The organism is Halorussus marinus, from assembly GCF_004765795.1.
GTDB lineage: Archaea > Halobacteriota > Halobacteria > Halobacteriales > Haladaptataceae > Halorussus > Halorussus marinus.
The window spans coordinates 257044-274242 of sequence record NZ_SBIV01000005.1 but is presented as its reverse complement, the minus strand read 5'-3'; the positions used below and the strand labels follow the sequence as shown (position 1 = coordinate 274242).

The 17199-nt window shown below is 70.4% G+C and carries 16 protein-coding genes; 9 read left to right on the top strand and 7 right to left on the bottom strand.

All coding sequences use genetic code 11. The annotated features are described in order from the left end of the window. Positions 1–2: 2 nt before the first annotated feature. Positions 3–845 (bottom strand): ABC transporter permease, encoded by an 843-nt coding sequence (locus EPY72_RS12180; RefSeq protein WP_135806601.1) that lies wholly within the window; start codon positions 843–845, stop codon positions 3–5. Further along, the gene (locus tag EPY72_RS12175) at positions 842–1882 is read right to left on the bottom strand and encodes an ABC transporter ATP-binding protein (RefSeq protein WP_135806600.1); all 1041 of its coding nucleotides are present in this window, start codon (positions 1880–1882) and stop codon (positions 842–844) included. The genes EPY72_RS12180 and EPY72_RS12175 overlap by 4 nt, the downstream gene beginning before the upstream one ends. Positions 1883–2180: 298 nt before the next feature. On the opposite strand from EPY72_RS12175, the gene EPY72_RS19980 reads away from it, so the two are divergent. Beyond that, positions 2181–2315, top strand: a complete 135-nt coding sequence (locus tag EPY72_RS19980; RefSeq protein WP_280177987.1) for a hypothetical protein — start codon at positions 2181–2183, stop codon at positions 2313–2315. 76 nt (positions 2316–2391) lie between these two features. Beyond that, on the top strand, positions 2392–4047 hold the full coding sequence (locus EPY72_RS12170) for an alpha-amylase family protein (RefSeq protein ID WP_135806599.1): 1656 nt from the start codon (positions 2392–2394) through the stop codon (positions 4045–4047). 3 nt (positions 4048–4050) lie between these two features. Here EPY72_RS12170 and EPY72_RS12165 read toward each other — a convergent pair whose 3' ends face one another. Both EPY72_RS12165 and EPY72_RS12160 read right to left on the bottom strand, forming a co-directional pair. After that, positions 4051–4434, bottom strand: coding sequence for a DUF4112 domain-containing protein (locus EPY72_RS12165; protein ID WP_134671477.1), 384 nt, complete (start codon positions 4432–4434; stop codon positions 4051–4053). A 94-nt stretch (positions 4435–4528) separates the two neighbouring features. Further along, a complete protein-coding gene (locus EPY72_RS12160; RefSeq protein WP_135806598.1) occupies positions 4529–5749 on the bottom strand; it encodes an ABC transporter substrate-binding protein in 1221 nt (406 codons plus the stop codon). Positions 5750–5866: 117 nt separating this feature from the next. Between EPY72_RS12160 and EPY72_RS12155 the strand changes: the two genes are divergently transcribed. From EPY72_RS12155 to EPY72_RS12145, 3 genes are all read left to right on the top strand, one after another. Continuing rightward, complete coding sequence (locus EPY72_RS12155; RefSeq protein ID WP_134671479.1) at positions 5867–6841, top strand: aldo/keto reductase; 975 nt, start codon at positions 5867–5869, stop codon at positions 6839–6841. Between the two features lie 67 nt (positions 6842–6908). Continuing rightward, positions 6909–8483: a succinic semialdehyde dehydrogenase gene (locus EPY72_RS12150; protein WP_135806597.1), complete on the top strand. Its 1575-nt coding sequence runs from the start codon at positions 6909–6911 to the stop codon at positions 8481–8483. Next, entirely contained in the window at positions 8483–9568 is a 1086-nt protein-coding gene (locus EPY72_RS12145; RefSeq protein WP_135806596.1) for an SDR family oxidoreductase, read from the top strand. Before EPY72_RS12150 ends, EPY72_RS12145 begins: the two co-directional genes overlap by 1 nt. Positions 9569–9639: 71 nt before the next feature. On the opposite strand, the gene EPY72_RS19465 is transcribed toward EPY72_RS12145, so the two are convergent. Continuing rightward, positions 9640–9795, bottom strand: a complete 156-nt coding sequence (locus EPY72_RS19465; RefSeq protein WP_167599462.1) for a hypothetical protein — start codon at positions 9793–9795, stop codon at positions 9640–9642. Positions 9796–9892: 97 nt separating this feature from the next. On the opposite strand from EPY72_RS19465, the gene EPY72_RS12140 reads away from it, so the two are divergent. Together EPY72_RS12140 and EPY72_RS12135 are read left to right on the top strand one after the other, a co-directional pair. Further along, positions 9893–10171 (top strand): DUF7553 family protein, encoded by a 279-nt coding sequence (locus EPY72_RS12140; RefSeq protein ID WP_134671482.1) that lies wholly within the window; start codon positions 9893–9895, stop codon positions 10169–10171. A gap of 151 nt (positions 10172–10322) precedes the next feature. Next, positions 10323–12245, top strand: a complete 1923-nt coding sequence (locus tag EPY72_RS12135) for a histidine kinase N-terminal 7TM domain-containing protein (RefSeq protein WP_135806595.1) — start codon at positions 10323–10325, stop codon at positions 12243–12245. 45 nt (positions 12246–12290) lie between these two features. Here EPY72_RS12135 and EPY72_RS12130 read toward each other — a convergent pair whose 3' ends face one another. After that, positions 12291–13640 (bottom strand): tryptophanase, encoded by a 1350-nt coding sequence (locus tag EPY72_RS12130; protein ID WP_134671484.1) that lies wholly within the window; start codon positions 13638–13640, stop codon positions 12291–12293. 195 nt (positions 13641–13835) lie between these two features. Beyond that, positions 13836–15086 carry an arginine deiminase family protein gene (locus tag EPY72_RS12125; RefSeq protein ID WP_135806594.1) on the bottom strand — a complete coding sequence of 417 codons (1251 nt, stop codon included), beginning with the start codon at positions 15084–15086 and terminating at the stop codon, positions 13836–13838. Positions 15087–15211: 125 nt separating this feature from the next. Here EPY72_RS12125 and EPY72_RS12120 point away from each other — a divergent pair, with 125 nt between their 5' ends. Both EPY72_RS12120 and EPY72_RS12115 read left to right on the top strand, forming a co-directional pair. Further along, on the top strand, positions 15212–16465 hold the full coding sequence (locus EPY72_RS12120) for a M20 family metallo-hydrolase (RefSeq protein WP_134671486.1): 1254 nt from the start codon (positions 15212–15214) through the stop codon (positions 16463–16465). A gap of 113 nt (positions 16466–16578) precedes the next feature. After that, positions 16579–17190 carry a DUF7282 domain-containing protein gene (locus EPY72_RS12115; RefSeq protein ID WP_134671487.1) on the top strand — a complete coding sequence of 204 codons (612 nt, stop codon included), beginning with the start codon at positions 16579–16581 and terminating at the stop codon, positions 17188–17190. Positions 17191–17199 lie beyond the last annotated feature (9 nt).

The window sequence follows — 17199 nt, the reverse complement described above, 5'->3', positions numbered from 1 at the left end:
GATCAGTAGTCGCCGAGGACCCCGAGCCGCCGGGCCCGCCGGGTCGCGTACTCGAACACCAGATAGCCAAGCGCCACGTAGCCGACCGCGACCCCGACCAGCACCGCCAGATCGGCCGCGGGGAACTCCCACAGCCGGGTTCCGTCGATCATCGCGCGCTGGAGGAGCGCGCTACCCTGCGCGAGCGGGAGGTACTTCGTCCACCCGAGGTCGAACGCCGGCGCCGAGATGAGCACGATGAACCCGAACTGGAGCAGATTGAGCCAGTTGCCCACCCGCTTGTAGAGGACGGTGATCCCGCCGGCCGCAAAGCCGAGCCCCAGCACCGAGGCGATGCTGAGCACCGTGACCGGGACGACGGTGAGGACGTTCAGTTCGAGGGTGGTCCCGGTGAGCACGAGCATGACCGCCAGAATGATCGCGGAGGTAACGAAGGTCCGGATCACCTTCGCGACGCCCTTGAGGAAGGCGACGGGCGCGAACCCGAACGGCGTCATGACGTGGCGTTCGAGGGTCCCCCACTGGACTTCGCTCCCGATGTCGTTGGAGATGGCGCTGTAGGCGCCGACCGACAGCGTCCAGAGGAAGTATCCGACCACGATCCCCTCGATCGAGTCGGTCAGCGCCCGGCCCGCGAGCATCCGGCCGCCGTAGAACAACAGCCCGAAGAAAAACAGCGAGACCACGATGCCGCCGATCGCGTTCGCGGGGTAGCGCACGAAGATCAGATACTCTCGGTAGAGGACCGCCTTCGCGAGCTGGCGGTAGCCCGCGCGTCGCCGATCGGTCGCGTCGCCGGCCTCGCCCGGGTCGGTGGCGACCGGGTCCGATCGGCGGGCGGTCACGGCTCACCTCCGCCGGCCGCCCCGGCGTCGCCCGTCATCTCGACGAACGCCTCCTCCAGATCGGGCTCGACCGTCTCGACCGAATCCAGCGCCACGTCGCGCTCCCGGAGGTGGGCGGCCAGCGCGTAGAAACCGTCGCTGTCGGTCGCGACCTCGATCTCGGTCTTCTCGCCGACGCGCTCGCGGTCGGTCACCTCGAACCGCTCGCGGACGCCGGCCACCACCTCGTCGGTGAGATCCGGGCTCGCGAGCCGGTAGCCCCGCGTCTCGAAGCCGTCGAGGAGCGCCGGGACGGTGTCGTCGGCGACGATCCGGCCCTCGCTCATGATGATCACTCGGTCACAGACCGCCTCGATGACGTCCATGTCGTGACTGCTGACGACCGCGGTCAGGTCACGCTCGTCGACGATCCGGCGGAGTTCGCGCCGGAGCGTCCGGGAGCTCTCGACGTCGAGGCCAAGCGTCGGCTCGTCGAGAAAGACCACGTCGGCGTCGCTCGCGAGCACGCTGGCGAGCGAGACCTTCTGTTTCATCCCCCGCGAGAGGCTCCGGACCGGCTCGTCGGCCTTCGCCGCGAGGTCGAGCTTCTCAAGCAGTCGGTCGTGGCGGTCGGCGACCGAGTCGGGATCGACCCCGCCGATCGTCGCGAAGTACCGGAGGTTCTCCCGGACGGTGAGCCGCCAGTAGTCGTTGCGTGCGCCCTCCAGCATCGCGTCGACGCGGGCGTAGGCCTCGCGCGGGGCCTCGGCCACGTCGTGGCCGTGAATCCGGACCGTGCCCGCGTCGGGGAGCACCATCCCGAGAATCGACTTGATGGTCGTCGTCTTGCCCGCGCCGTTCGGCCCGAGCAGTCCGACGACAGATCCCGGCTCGATCTCGAACGAGAGGCCGTCGACCGCGGTGACCGCGTCGGGGCCGGTCCCGAACCGCTTGACCAGCCCGTCGACCGCGATCGCGGCCGGCGGCGCGTCGTCGTCGGTCGCGCCGCCGGCCGCGTCGGCTCGACCCGACCCCTCCCGATGTCGCTGGGCAGTCATCACTCGCCGTAGGGGTTTGACGCGTAAAAACACAGCTACCGTCGCCGTCCGGACAGTCGGGCCGGCGCGCTGACGAAGTACTTCGGCGCGGTCGCCGGCGAGGACGCGTACAAGTACCGCGCCATCGAGTGTCGCCAGCGACCCACCCCGGCGTTCGTGACCGACGTCCAGCGCGCGCTGATCGCGACGTTCGACGAGGCTCGCTCGCCCGAGGCGGTCTGCGATCGGCTCGGGCGGGCGCTCGACCGACTCCGAGCCGGCGAGGTCGACCCCGTCGCGCTCGCGCGACCGGGTGGCGTTGGCCGACGAACTCATCCGGGCGGCCGAGAGCGTGCTCTCGCCGGTCGGCTGGCGCGAGCGCCGGATCCGGCGCTATCTGGCCGACCGAACGAACGCGAGCCTCCGGCGGTACGCTGACACCGTGCCCGAGTAGCGCGCGACGATCATCGGCCCGCGAGCGCCGCCGCCCGAGGAGTTTTCCGCGTCGGCGTCGTCCCGGGCAACCGCGCATGGCGACCGACGAACGGTGGTACGACGACGCGGTGTTCTACGCCGTCGACGTCGAGGCGTTCGCAGACGGGAACGGTGACGGCGTCGGCGACTTCCCGGGACTGATCGACCGACTCGACCACCTCGACGCCCTCGGGGTCGACTGCGTGTGGCTCCTCCCGTTCTACCCGTCGCCGAACCGGGACAACGGCTACGACGTGGCCGACTACTACGGCGTCGACGACCGCCACGGCACGCTCGGGGACTTCGTGGCGTTCGTTCGCGCGGCCGACCGTCTGGGGATCCGGGTCCTCGTCGACCTCGTGGTCAACCACACCTCCGACCAGCACCCGTGGTTTCGGCGCGCCCGCGAGGACCCAGACTCGCCGTACCGAGACTACTACGTCTGGGTCGACGACCCGCCCGAGTGGCCCGACCCCGACCGCGGCCCGGTGTTCCCCGGCGAGGAGGACACCGTCTGGAGCTACGACGAGGCGGCCGAGGCGTTCTACTACCACCGGTTCTACCACTTCCAGCCCGACCTCAACGTCGCCAACCCCGACGTGCGCGCGGAGATCCGCAACGTCATGGACTTCTGGCTCCGGCTCGGCGTCGACGGCTTCCGGGTCGACGCCGCCACGCTCATGATCGACAACAAGGGCGGGCTCGAATCGACGCGGCTCGACGACCCTCACGGCGTCATCCGGGACCTGCGGCGGTTCGTCGCGCGCCGGGGCGACGACGCCGTGCTCCTCGCGGAGGCCGACGACGAGCCCGATCGGCTCGCCGACTACTTCGGCGACGGCGACGAGTGCAACGTCCTGCTGAACTTCCTGCTCGACGCGTACCTCGTGGCCGCGCTGGCCGAGCGCCGGGCCGACCCCCTCCGGCGGGTCCTCGACCTCCTCCCGGCGATCCCCGAGGAGGGCCAGTGGGCGAACTTCCTGCGCAACTACGACGAACTCAACCTCGGGCGCCTGCCGACGGCCGATCGGGAGGCCGTCTTCGAGGCGTTCGCGCCCGACGAGGCGATGGGCATCTACGGCCGGGGGATTCGGCGGCGGCTCGCGCCGATGCTCGGCGACCGCGACCGGATCGAACTCGCGTACAGCCTGCTGTTCTCGCTCCCCGGCGCGCCCCTGTTGGTGTACGGCGACGAGATCGGGATGGGAGAGGACCTCTCGTTGCCCGGGCGAGACGCCGTCCGGACGCCGATGCAGTGGGCCGACGAGCCCAACGGCGGCTTCTCGCCGGCCGACGCCGACGACCTCGTCCGGCCGGTGATCGCCGGCGGCGGGTACGGCTACGAGGCGGTCAACGTCGCCGACCAACGTGAGGACCCCGACTCGTTGCTCCGGTGGTTCGGCCGGCTGATCCGGACCCGCCACGCGTGTCCGGCGATCGGCACCGGCGCCTGCGAGGTGCTCGACGTCGACGATCCCGCGGTGTTCGCCCACCGGATCGCCGGCGACGACGGCGCGGTCGTCGCGGTCCACAACCTCGACGACTCGCCGACGGCGGTCTCGATCGCGCTCGACGGCGACCCGACCGTGGCGTTCGGTCGGGACGGAGCGTCGGTCCGGCCGGCCGACGACGCGACCGACGGGAGCGAACGAGCGCGCGCGTGGCGGTTCGACCTCGACGGCTACGGTTACTGCTGGGTGCGCCCCGACTGAGCGTCACTCGCTGGCGCCGAATTCCTCTTCGAGAATCGAGACGTTTCGCTTGTTGGCCTTGAACACCGCGTCGAAGATCGTGCCGATCGCCGGGATCGAGCCGACGGCCGCGTCGACGCCGATGTTGACGAGCATCTTCGCGAGCGTCTCCCGGGAGGCGCCCATCTGGGCGGCCTCGGCGACGATGTACAGCGAGATGGCCGCCGAGACGCTGTCACCGCCGACCGGCAGGATCCCCAGAATCGGGTCGAGTCCGATCTCGTACCCGATCCCCGGGATCTCGAACGCCTCGTCGAGCAGGTCGCTGATCGCTCGGACTCGCTCCATCCCCGGCGGTTCGGCCGCGACCGATACGTCGACCGGCTCTCCGTCGATGTCTGTACCCATACGACGACGTAGCACGTCGGCGGCCAAAAGGTCGCTGGCCCGCCGGCTCGGAGGTGTCGAGGGCGGTCGGCGGGGCGGTCGCTCGGGTGGGCGCTCAGACCTCGCCGTTTACCGCGGCGGCGACGCGGTCGCGGTCGAACAACTGCTCGTCGGCGGGGATTTCGGGGTAGGGCTCGCCGTCGGTGTACCCGGGCCACTCGCCGAACGCCTCGGGGTAGAGCTGTTTGGCGGTCATCTCCAACTGGAAGAGGTTCATGATCGGGCCCTGATACCGCATTCCGTGGGCGTACACGCGGTCGTTCCTGACCGCCGAGAGCTGGCTCCCCACAGGGTGGTCTCGCAAGGTCCGGCGGGCCTCGCTGGTCGCGTACCGCGGGGTCATCCCCCAGAGGTGGAGGATGACGTCCGGGTCGGCCTCGGCCATCGCCTCGTGGCCGACCGTACCCCAGAGATTCGACCACTCCTCGTCGGCGAAGGCGTCGGTCGCGCCGAGCGGCCGGGTGTCCGCGAGCCAGTACCCCGGCTCGTTGAGGTGATAGGTGTAAAACTGGTCCTCGCTCACCGTCACCCGCACGGCGGTCGGCCGGTCGTCCTCGGGCGGGAGCCGCTCTTCGATCGTCGCCAGCAGGTCGGCGTGGACCGATTCGAGCGCCCGATAGCGCTCTCCTTCTCGGAACACCGCGGCGACCTTCTCGAACAGGTCCCACAGGTCGTAGTACTCGTAGACGTCCCGATAGCCCGGCGGCTCGGCCCGGGTCCCGCTGTAGAAGTTCCCGAACCACGGCCCAACGTCCTCGGCGACGTCCTCGACGTCGCTCTCTGCCCAGTTCGAGTCGCTGACGGCGTAGGCGGGGTCGAGGAAGTGGACGTCGCTGTCGAGGTCGTAGAGCTCCTCTTTGTTCAGCCCGTCCGCCAGCGGGTCGACGAGCCCCTCCCACTCGAAGGAGACGCCGTCGAGGTGGTGGTAGTAGTGGTTCATCGTCGTCCCGGACATCTCCGGGACGTAGACCGTGTTGACGGCGTCGCCGTGGCCGAGCGCCACCGCCATGTCGGCGTACTGAGGGAACGCGACGAACGCGCTCTCGGGCGGCGCGTCGAACGTCACCTCGCCCATCGGCGCCATCGTCACCGAGTGAGATTCGTCCGCGGTCGTGGTCGTCTCGTCGGTCGTCGTCTCGGTCGCCTCCGACTCGGTCGCGGTCGACTCAGCGTCCGTCTCGCCCGTACAGCCGGCGAGCAGTCCCGTCCCGAGGAGCGTGGCGCCGCCTTTCAGGTACTCGCGCCGCGTCGCCGGATCCAATCTCGCTCCGTCCATGTTTTAGGCAAACCTAAACAATGGGTTATTCCTTTCGGTACGCCGCGAGCGGACGGGGCCCGCCGACGGCCTGCCGGCGAACCCACCTTTATACGCCCCGCGAGCGACCGTTCGCGCATGGAGTACACCACGCTCGGCGACACGGGGACGACGGTGAGCCGGCTCTGTCTGGGCTGTATGAGCTTCGGATCGAGCGACTGGCGGCCGTGGGTGCTCGACCCCGAGGAGGGCGAAGAGATCATCGACCGCGCGATCGAACTGGGGATCAACTTCTTCGACACCGCCAACATGTACTCGAACGGCGAGAGCGAGCGCGTGCTCGGCGACGCGCTGGAGGGGCGCCGCGAGGAGAACGTCGTCGCCACCAAGGTGTACTTCCAGATGGACGACGACGACCCCAACTCCGGCGGGCTCTCGCGGAAGGCGATCGAACAGGAACTCGACAACTCCCTCGACCGGCTCGGGATGGACGCCGTCGACCTGCTCCAGATCCACCGGCTCGACCACGAGACGCCCATCGAGGAGACGTTGAAGGCGTTAGACGACGCCGTCCGCCGCGGCAAGACCCGGTACGTCGGGGCGTCGTCGATGTGGGCCCACGAGTTCGCCGACGCGTTGCACGCCAGCGATCGGCTCGGGCTCGAACGGTTCGCCACCATGCAGAACCACTACAACCTCGCGTACCGCGAGGAAGAACGCGAGATGCTCCCGCTCTGTGAGAACGAGGGGATCGGGGTGATCCCGTGGAGCCCGCTCGCGCGGGGGTACCTCACCCGGCCCCACGAGGAGATCGACGCGACCACCCGGGGAGACACCGAGGAACACATGTACGAACACCCCTACCGGGAGGGCGGCGGCACGGAGATCAACGAGCGGGTCCAGGAGCTCGCGGCCGACAAGGGGGTCACGATGGCCCAGATCGCGCTGTCGTGGCTCCTCCACAAGGACTGGGTCGACGCGCCGATCGTCGGCACCACCAGCGTCGAGCACCTCGAAGACGCGGTCGAGGCGCTCGACATCGACCTCACGTCGGGCGATCTCGCGTACCTCGAAGAGCCCTACGAGCCCGTTCGGGTGTCGGGCCACGAGTAGCGACGCCGACCGATCGGGTCGACCGCGTTGGCGAATCCTGATACGTCGGGCGCCCCAACGCCTCGGCATGAAGCCACACGCGGACGCGTTTCCGGCGCGAGTCGGCCCGGATTCGCTCTCGGCGCTGTCGGCGACCGTCCCCGCCGGCGACGACCGGCCCGGAATCGAGGTCGAGGCCCCCTACTCGGGCGCGCCGATCGGCGAGATCCCGGCCTGCTCGCGCGCGGACGTCGACGCGGCGGTCGAGCGCGCTCGCGACGCCCAGCCGTCGTGGGCCGACCGCTCGGCGGCCGAGCGCGCCGAGGTCGTCTCGCGGTTCCACGACCTCGTGCTGGATCGCCGGGACGAACTGCTCGACGTGATCCAACTCGAAAGCGCCAAGGCCCGGATCGACGCCTTCGAGGAGGTCGCTGACGTGGCCTCGACCGCGCGCCACTACGCCGACCGGGCGCCCGAGTACCTCGCGTCCGAGCGCCGGAAGGGCGCCTTTCCGCTGATGACTCGCACCGTCGAGCACCGCCGTCCGGTCGGGGTGGTCGGCGTCGTCTCGCCGTGGAACTACCCCCTCACGCTCGCGGTGTCGGACGCGATCCCCGCACTGCTCGCGGGCAACGCGGTCGTCCTCAAGCCCGCGAGCGAGACGCCGTTCGCCGCGCTGTCGATCCGCGATCTGCTCCGGACGGCGGGCGTCCCCGAGGCCGCCTTCGAGGTGGTGACCGGCACCGGGAGCGAGGCCGGCGGGGCGCTCGTCGACGCGGTCGACTACGTCTGTTTCACCGGTAGCACCGAGACCGGCAGGGCGGTCGCGCGCCGGGCGGGCGAGAACCTCGTCGACTGCTCGCTCGAACTCGGCGGCAAGAACCCCCTCCTCGTGCTCGGCGACGCCGACCTCGACGCGGCCGCGGCGGGGGCGGTCAGGGGGTGTTTCGCGAACGCCGGCCAGCTCTGTCTCTCCATGGAGCGCCTCTACGTCCACCGCGACGTGCGCGACCCGTTCCTCGATCGGTTCGTCCGGCGGACCCGCGCGCTCGACCTCGCGGCGGGCTACGACTGGACGCCGGACGTGGGCAGTCTCGTCGGGTCGGATCAGCTGGAAAAAGTCGAGGCCCACGTCGACGACGCCGTCGAGAAGGGCGCCGACGTGGTCACCGGCGGCCGGGCGCGCCCCGATATCGGGCCGTACTTCTACGAGCCGACGGTGCTGACCGGGGTGACCGAGGAGATGGCCCTCGCCCGCGAGGAGACGTTCGGGCCGGTGGTCGCGGTCACGGCGGTCGACTCGGCCGACGAGGCGATCGAGCGCGCCAACGACTCCGAGTACGGGCTCAACGCGAGCGTCTGGACCGAGGACGCCGAGCGCGGCCGGCGGCTGGCCCGCCGGATCGACTGCGGGACGGTCAACGTCAACGACGCCTACGCCGCGGCGTGGGCCTCGACCGACGCCCCGATGGGCGGGATGAAGGACTCGGGACTCGGTCGACGCCACGGTCGGCAGGGCCTGCTCCGGTACACCGAGTCCCAGACGGTCGCCGAACAGCGCGCCGGGTCGCTCCACCCGCCCGAGGGCGTCCCCAAGGGGTGGTACGCCAAGGGGATGACGCTGGCGCTCCGGGCGATGGCGCGCCTGCCGGGGGTCCGGTGATGGGGTCGGTTTTCCTCACGGGCTTCCCGGGGTTTCTGGGCTCGGCGCTAGTCGAGCGCCTCCTCGATCGGTTCCCCGCGGACGCCCGGATTCGGTGTCTGGTCCAGCCGAAGTACCGCGCCGCCGCCGAGTCCCGGGCGGTCGAGATCGCCGGCGACGACGTCGACCGGATCGACCTCCACGAGGGCGACGTTACCGACCCGGACCTCGGGCTCGGCGACGACTACGAGGACCTCCGAGCCGACGCGACCGAGGTGTACCACCTCGCGGCGGTGTACGACCTCGGGGTCGCCCGCGAGGTCGGGATGGCGGTCAACGTCGCGGGGACCCGGCACGTCCTCGACTTCGCCGAGGGCGTTCCGGATCTGGATGGGTTCCACTACGTCAGCACCTGCTACGTCAGCGGCCGCCACGACGGCGTGTTCACCCACGAGGACCTCGACGTGGGCCAGTCGTTCAACAACCGCTACGAGGAGACCAAGTACCTCGCGGAGGTCGAGGTCCAGCGCCGGATGGACGAGGGGCTCCCGGCGACGGTCTACCGCCCGGCGATCACCGTCGGCGACAGCCGGACCGGCGCGACCCAAAAGTACGACGGGCCGTACAACGTCTTGAGACTGCTAGCGCGCCAGCCCCGCCTCGCGGTGGTGCCGCGGTTCGGCGACCTCGACGCCGCGGAGGTGAACGTCGTCCCGCGAGACTTCGTGATCGACGCGATCGACCACCTGAGCGCCCGCGAGGACTCGGCGGGCGAGGTGTACCAGCTCTGTGACCCGAATCCGCCGACGGCCGGCGGGATGCTCCGGGCGTTCGGCTCGGCGCTCGACAAACGCGTCCTCACGGTGCCGGCTTCCCGGCGGGTCGCCCGCCGGGCGCTCGACTCGCTCCCGGGGGTCGCCGACGCGCTGGGCGTCGAACCCGCGGTGCTCGATTACTTCGTCCACCCGACGAGCTACACCGCCGCGAACGCGATCCGGGACCTCCGGGGATCGGGGGTCGCGTGCCCGCCGTTCGAGAGCTACGTCGAGGAACTGGTGGCGTACTTCCGCGAACACCCGTCGGTCTCGGCCGAGGCGATGGTCTGAGTCGCCGGCGGTCGCACCGTCGGCTCCGGGGATCGCCGACTCGCAGAATCGGGCGTCGGGCGGGCGGCCGGCTACGCTTCGACCTCGTCCCACTCGGACGCGTCGTCGTCTTTCAGCAGTTCTGGCTTCCCGAGCGGGAGCGATCCGAACAGGGCGTAGTGGACCGCGAACCCGACCGCGAGCAGTCCGACGAGACCGTACAGGCCGCGTTTGAGCGTGGAGGCCATACTCGAATCTACGCGCTACGGGCAAATGAGGACACCGATTCGGCCGACCCGCGCGTGCGACCGAAACCATTTGGGAGCCTCTCCCGTACTCGCACGCATGTCCGACGACGACACCGCTCTCCAGCGAGCGAGCGACGCGCTCACCGAGGCCCGCGAGACGACCGACGACCCGGCGGCGAGCGAGCGGTTGGCGACCTACGCCGAGCAGGTCGAGTCGATGGCCGCGGCCGCCCGGGGCCCGGACCACGGCCGACTGGCGCGCTTCGAGCACGGCCTGCACGACGTTCGCGAGGGCCTCGACGCCGAGGCGGCGTCGCTGGTCGACGAGGCACTCGCGCGCGTCAGGGCGTACCGCGAGACCGTCGAGGGCGTATAGCGGTCCGGGGTCGTCCGGCCCCGGGGCGGCGACTGCCCGAGGCCGAACTATCAGATTCGCTACAATCGAGAACCACGCGGCGGGGCGGCGCCGTCACGGAAACTACCCCCGGCTTCGAAGGTTTCATTATCCATTATGACAACCTGTCGGTGTGTCTTTCGTACCCGGCGTCCCGACCTGGGTCCTGCTCGCGGTCTCGGTGCTGAATCTGGGACTCGCGACCATCGCCGTTCGGCGTCGCGAGGTCCGGGGGGCGATCCCGTTCGCGGCGATCCTCGTCTGCGTCTCGCTGTACGCGCTGGGCAACGCCGTCCGGGCGGGCAGCACGACTCTCGCGACCTACCGGATCGGCTCTCTCATCAACTACGTCGGCTTTCTCGGGCTCCCGCCGACGCAGTTGTGGTTCGTGCTCGGGTATTCGGGGCGCGACTCGCTTCTCGACCGGCGGTTCGCCGCCCTCCTGCTCGTCGAACCGCTCGTCGTCTTCGCGGTCGTCCTGACCGCGCCGGCCCACGACCTGATGTGGACCCTCGACGGGTTCACGCGAGCGGCGCCGCTCGCGATCGCCGACCGCACGAACGGCCCGGTGTTCTGGCTCAACCTCGCGTACACGTACGGGATGATACTCGCGAGCTACTTCCTCCTCGCGCTCGTCGGGATCAGACGCCACCGCCGGTATCGGGTCCAGGTCGGGCTGATGCTGATCGGCGGGCTCGTGCCGCTGGTGTCGAGCCTGCTCCTCGTGTTCGGGTTCGCGCCGCTCGATGCGCTCGACCTCTGGATGCTCGACGTCGCACCCCGGGGGTCGGCGGACCCGACGTCGTTCGCGTTTACGGTCTCCGGCATCGTCTTCGTGATCGCGCTGTTCCGGTTCGACCTCCTCGATCTGATGCCCGTCGCGAGACACACGCTCGTCGACGAAATCACAGACCCGATCTTCGTCGTCGATCTCGACGGACGGCTCGTCGACGTGAACCCGGCCGCGACCGACCTGCTCGACGCCGAGGAGGCCGCGATCGGCCGGCCCGCTTCGGAGGTCGTCCCGTCGTACGGCTCGGTCGCGGACGACGGGAGCGGGTCGGGCTCGGACGTGGTCGTCGAGACCGACGACGGCGAACGCTACTTCGACTCCAGCCGAACCACGCTGACCGACCGGGCCGGGTCGGCGGTCGGATCGCTGCTCATCTATCGCGACGTGACCGACCGCCACATCGTCGAGGAGCGGTTCCAGCGACTCATCGAGCGGTCCTCGGACCTCGTGACCGTGCTGGACGAAGACGGCACCATCACGTACGTCAGTCCGTCGGTCGAGAAGGTGCTCGGCTACGAGCCCGAGGAGCTGATCGGCGTGAACCTCGTCGAGCACGTCCACCCCGACGACCGGGAGGACATCCTCGCCGAACTGTCCGAGCACGTCGACGACTACAGCTACGCGGGGAGCCACGCCGCGAGGATCCTCGACGCGGCCGGCGACTGGCGGATCATGGAGGCCCGCGCGGCGAACTTGCTCGACGACCCGTACGTCGAGGGGATCGTCCTCAACTCCCGAGACGTGACCGAGCGCCGGCGGCGCGAACGCCGACTGGAACACCAGAACGAGCGCCTCGACCGGTTCGCCGGCATCGTCGCCCACGACCTCCGGAACCCCCTGAACGTCGCGATCGGCCGGGCCGACCTCCTCGAGGCGAGCATCGACGACGAGCACGCGGAGTCGGTCGAAAACGTCAGCCACCAGCTCGAACGGATGGAGGCGATCATCGAGGACGCCCTCACGCTGGCCCGGTCGGGCGAGACGATCACCGAGACCACCGAAATCAGGCTCGAAACCGTCGCCCGCGACGCCTGGGAGAGCGTCGACACCGGCGAGGGGATCCCCGAAGACGAGCGCGAGAAGGTGCTCGAACAGGGGTACACCACCAATCAGGAAGGGACAGGTTTCGGTCTCGCCATCGTCGAAGACATCGTCAGAGCCCACGGCTGGCGGCTCTCGGTCGCGGAAAGCGACGAGGGCGGCGCCCGGTTCGAGGTCGAGTGTTACGAGACGCCGGTCGAGAAGCAACCCGGCGCGGTGTGAGCGTCGACCGCCGTCGCGTGCGGCCGTCGTAGCAGTCGGTGACGGCTACGCGACCGGCCGGAGCGACGCGCTGAAGTGGCGGAGCTCGGCCATCTCGGGCTCGTCGACGATTTCGAGGCCGGAGATCTCGCCGGCGTCGCGGCGCTCGGCGACCGCCCCGAACGTCTCGGCGACGTGTTCGAGGTGGTCGGCGCCGTAGGTCCGCCGGGGCAGGGCCAGCCGGACGAGTTCGGGGCGGTCGGTGTCGGGGAACGCGAGGCTCCCGAGTTCGACCGCGCGTACGCCGCCCTCCCGGTAGAGTTCACAGACCAGCGCCTGCCCGGGGAACCGCTCGGCGGGAATCTCGGGCAGGAAGGCCCCGGCGTCGACGTACACCGCGTGGCCGCCGGTCGGTCGGACGACCGGCACGTCCCTGTCGGCCAGCATGTCGCCCAGCCGCCGGACCTGCCCGATGCGGTCGTCGAGGTACGACGATTCGACGGCCTCTCGGAGCCCGACCGCCATCGCGGCCACGTCCCGGCCAGCCATCCCGCCGTAGGTGGTAAAGCCCTCGTAGAGGATCGCCCGCTCGCGGGCGCGTTCGAAGAGGTCGTCGTCGCCCGGTCGCAGGCCGACGAACCCGCCGACGTTGACCAGTCCGTCTTTCTTGCCGCTCATGACGACAGCGTCGGCGTACGAGAGTTGCTCGCGCGCGATCTCGGCGATCGAGGCGTCGGCGAACTCGGGTTCGCGCTCTCGGACGAAGTAGGCGTTCTCGGCGAACCGGCAGGCGTCGACGACGAGCGTCGCGTCGAGGTCGTCGGCCGCGTCGCGGGCCGCCCGGAGGTTCTCGACGCTCACCGGCTGGCCCGCCAGCGAGTTGTTGGTGATCGTCACGACGATCGCGGGGATCCGGTCGGCGCCGACGTCGTCGGCGAGATCCCGGACCTTCCCCACGTCGAGGTTCCCCGCGAACGTTCGGTCGCCCGAGAGCGCGCCCTCGACCGGACAGTCGACTGGCTCGGCGCCCGCGTTCGCGATGTGGGCCCGCGTGGTGTCGAAGTGGGTGTTGTTCGGGACGTAGTCGCCCTCCGAGACCAGCGCGCCGTAGAGGACGTTCTCGGCGCCCCGGCCCTGATGGGCGGGGAGGATGCGATCGAAGCCCATCACGTCCGAGACCGCCGCTTCCAGTTCGTCGAAGCTCTCGGAGCCGGCGTACGCCTCGTCGCCCCGCATCATCGCGGCCCACTGGTCCTGGCTCATCGTTCCCGTCCCGCTGTCGGTCAGCAGGTCGACGAACACGTCGGCCGAGTCGAGTTCGAAGGCGTTGTACCCTGCTCGTTCGAGGTTGGCCGCCCGCTCCTCGCGGTCGGGGAGTCGGATCGGCGCGACGACTTTCGACTTGTAGGCTCGCATGGTCGGACCGTCGGCGCCCCGCGACATATCGCTGTCGCGACAGTTCGGGGGGATGGTGGCCGCTCGCGGGGGATTCGGGACGGAACTGCACAGCGACGGACGAGGCTGTCGGCGGGCCGCTCGGAACGCCGTTTGCGTTTACGTAAACGAAAATGGGTGGTCCAGCCACGCCGGCTTCGCCGGATCGGCGCGGCTCTACCCCCGCCGGATCGGGGTCGTCATGCAGTGGATGCCGCCGGCGCCGTTGGTGAGCGCGTCCCGGGGCAGGCCCTCGCCGTCGGGCAACACCGTCACGCCCACCTCCTTCATCGCCTCGATCGTGGGGTTGTCCTCCGGGCGGTACGCGCCGTCCTCGTCGGGTTCGTACAGCGGGACGACGACGCCGTCGTCGACCGCGAGGAAGTTGGTCGGCCAGCGTTCGCCCCACGAGACGTCGATCACGTCGAACCCCTTCTCGTCGCGGACGTATTCGAGGGTGTTCGTCGAGTGGTCGAACTCGTAGCCGTCGCCGCGTCTCGCGTACACGTCGACCTCGGCCGCCCGCGCGAGGTCCTCGTCGAGGATCGCCAGCCCCTCGGCGGCGATGTTGAACCACCCGAGCAGGTGCATTACCCGCGAGCCGGCGTCGTGCTTTTCGCGGAGCCGGCGGTCGGCCTCTAGTGGCGCCCGCACCAGCCCGAACTCCTCGTAGCCCACGGCGCCGTCCGCCATGAGGCGCTCGCCCGCGCCGTAGCTCGTTCGAATCACCTTCTCCTCGCCGTCGACCTCCGCGGAGACGCCGAGCAACGCGAACTCGCCGGCGGGCATGAACTCCCCGCCCTCGACGGGCTCGCCCGTCATCTCGTAGTGGATGTCGGCGCCGACGCCGTCCCACGCCTCCCGGACGATGGGGATCTCGGGCCGGCGGACCGGCTCGTACATCTCACAGAGTATCGGGCCGCGGTCGCCGAGGATGGTGGTGTCGCGCTGGAAGTAGACGTTCGAGATCGGCCGGTCGATCCGCAGTGAGGTCGCGGGACTGCGGTCGCGGTCGGCGGCGCCGCCCGGCACGCCGTCGCCGGACGCGCCGGTCTCGGCGTGGGGCTCCATCGTGACCCGCGCGAGCGCGAGCTGGAGCTTCTCGCGGGCGTCGAACGACGACAGGACGCCCTCGACGTCGCCCGGCTCCTCGCCGTCGTCGGTCCGGACCGACACCGACTCGCGGACGAGGTCCTCGAGCGCGTCGGCGGCCGCGAGGTCGTCCGCGAGCTGGTGGACCTCCACGCCGGCGTCCTCCAGCGTGGCGACGATGCGCTCGTGCTCGGCCCGGGCCTGATCCGGCGGGACGTGGTTCTCGAAGAGGTTCGGTCCCGGGTCGAGGCTCCCGCTCCACAGTTCGATGCCGGGAGTGTGGACCCGGACGGACTCTAGGGGCTCCCACTCGGCGCGCACGGCGTTGTCGGTCATCGAGTCGGGGGTCTCCCGCGGCCGACTAATAGCTGTCGGGCCGACAGGTCGCGGCCGTCGGATCGACGCGGCGCCGGCTTGCCGGTCCCGCGACACTGATTACCCGTGGCTCCGTGGGCCTGCGCATGAACGTCGACAGCGAGCGACTCCGCGCCGACATCGAAGCCAACGCCGAGTTCGGCGACATCGACGCCGAGGAGGGCCGGGGCCGGACGGTCCTGACGGGGACCGAACCGAACCGCCGGGCCCGCGAGCACTTCGTCGAGCGACTCGAAGACGCCGGGCTGGACGTCCGGATCGACGCGGTCGGAAACGTCTCGGGGCGGTGGACCCCCGACAGCGCCGACCCCGACGCCGCGCCGGTCGCGGCCGGGAGCCACCTCGACTCGGTGCCCGAAGGCGGCATCTTCGACGGGCCGCTCGGCGTGTACGCCGCGCTCGAATCGGTCCGGGCGATGCAGGACGCCGGCCTCGACCCCGAGCGACCGATCGAGGTCGTCTCGTTCACCGAGGAGGAGGGCCAGCAGTTCGCGGGCGGACTGCTCGGCTCGTCGGTCGCGGTCGGCGACCGGTCGGTCGAGGAAGCGCTCGCGCTCGAAAACGACGCGGGGACCACGCTTGAGTCTGCGCTGGACTCGATGGGCTTTCGGGGCGAGGGCCGCCTCGACGCCCGCGAGTGGGACGCGTGGTTCGAACTCCACGTCGAGCAGAGCGAGCGCCTCGAAGACGCCGGCGTCCCGGCGGGCGTCGTGACCGCCATCACGGGCATCACCCACTGCGAGGTGACGATCCGGGGCGAGGCCGACCACGCCGGCGCGACCCCGATGGACGACCGGACCGACGCGCTGGCAGCCGCGAGCGAGTTCGTCCTCGACGTAGAGCGGGCCGCCAACGAGGTCGTCGCCGACGCCAGCGACACCGCGGTCGGAACGGTCGGCAAGCTCGACGTCCGGCCGAACGCGACCAACGTCGTCCCCGGACGGGTCGAGACGGGCGTCGACGTCCGGGACGTCGAGTACGAGTCGATGGAGGAGATCGTCGCCCGCGCGCGCCGGAGCCTCGCGCGCCTCGAACGCGAACGCGGGGTCGAGACCGACTTCGACCGGCCGTTCGACCTCGAACCCTCGCCGATGACCGAGCGCACCCGGCGGGCGGCCCACGAGGCCGGCGACCGGGCGGGTATCGAGACGATGGACCTCCACTCCGGGGCGGCCCACGACACCCAGCGCATCGCGGGCGTGACCGACGCGTCGCTCCTCTTTGCGCCCTCCCGGGACGGTATCTCGCACAACCCCCGAGAGTGGACCGACTGGGACGACTGCGCCGCCGCGACGCGGGTGATGGCGGGCGCGCTCGCCGATCTGGCGGGCGCTCGGTGAGGACGGGGCCGATAAGCCGGGCTTACGTCCGCAGTTGTCGGGCGTTACGCGGGTGAAACGCTCAGAACGGTTTGGTTCGTTTATCCGGCGTCGCACCGACTGTCCGGCCGAGAATGTCACGAAACGAGACGCTCGGCGCCGTCGCGGTCGCACTGCTCGTCGCGCTGGCCGGGCTGGCCGGGCTCGCCGTCGGGGCCGACGGCGTCGCAGAATCGAACGACGGAGCGCCGCTCGCCCAGGAGACGACGACCGCCGGAACGACGACCGACGCGTCCGACGATTCTCCCACCGGGACCGCGTCGGTCGCGTTCGGCGATCAGACCTCGAACGGATCGACGGTAGTCGTCGACGAGGCGAACCTCTCTTCGGGCGGATTCGTCGTGCTCTACTCGCAGGGGGGCACCGTGCTGGGCAACTCCTCGTACCTCGATCCCGGGACGAGCCAGAACGTGACGGTCGACCTCTCCGAGCCGCTGAACGGCTCGCAGGTCGTCGTCGCGGTCCCGCACATGGACACCAACGAAAACGAGACGTTCGACTTCAACACGAGCGCCGCCCAGGAGGCCGCCACCACGATCGAGGAGGGCGGAGACGTCTCGGTGACCAACGTCACCGACGCTCCGTACACCCAGAACGATCTCCCGGTGAGCGCCATCGCGTTCGTCACCGTCGAGGCCGACGCCACCGAGACCACGGCCGCCGATCGGTCGGCGGTCCGGCCGTAGCCGGCTCGG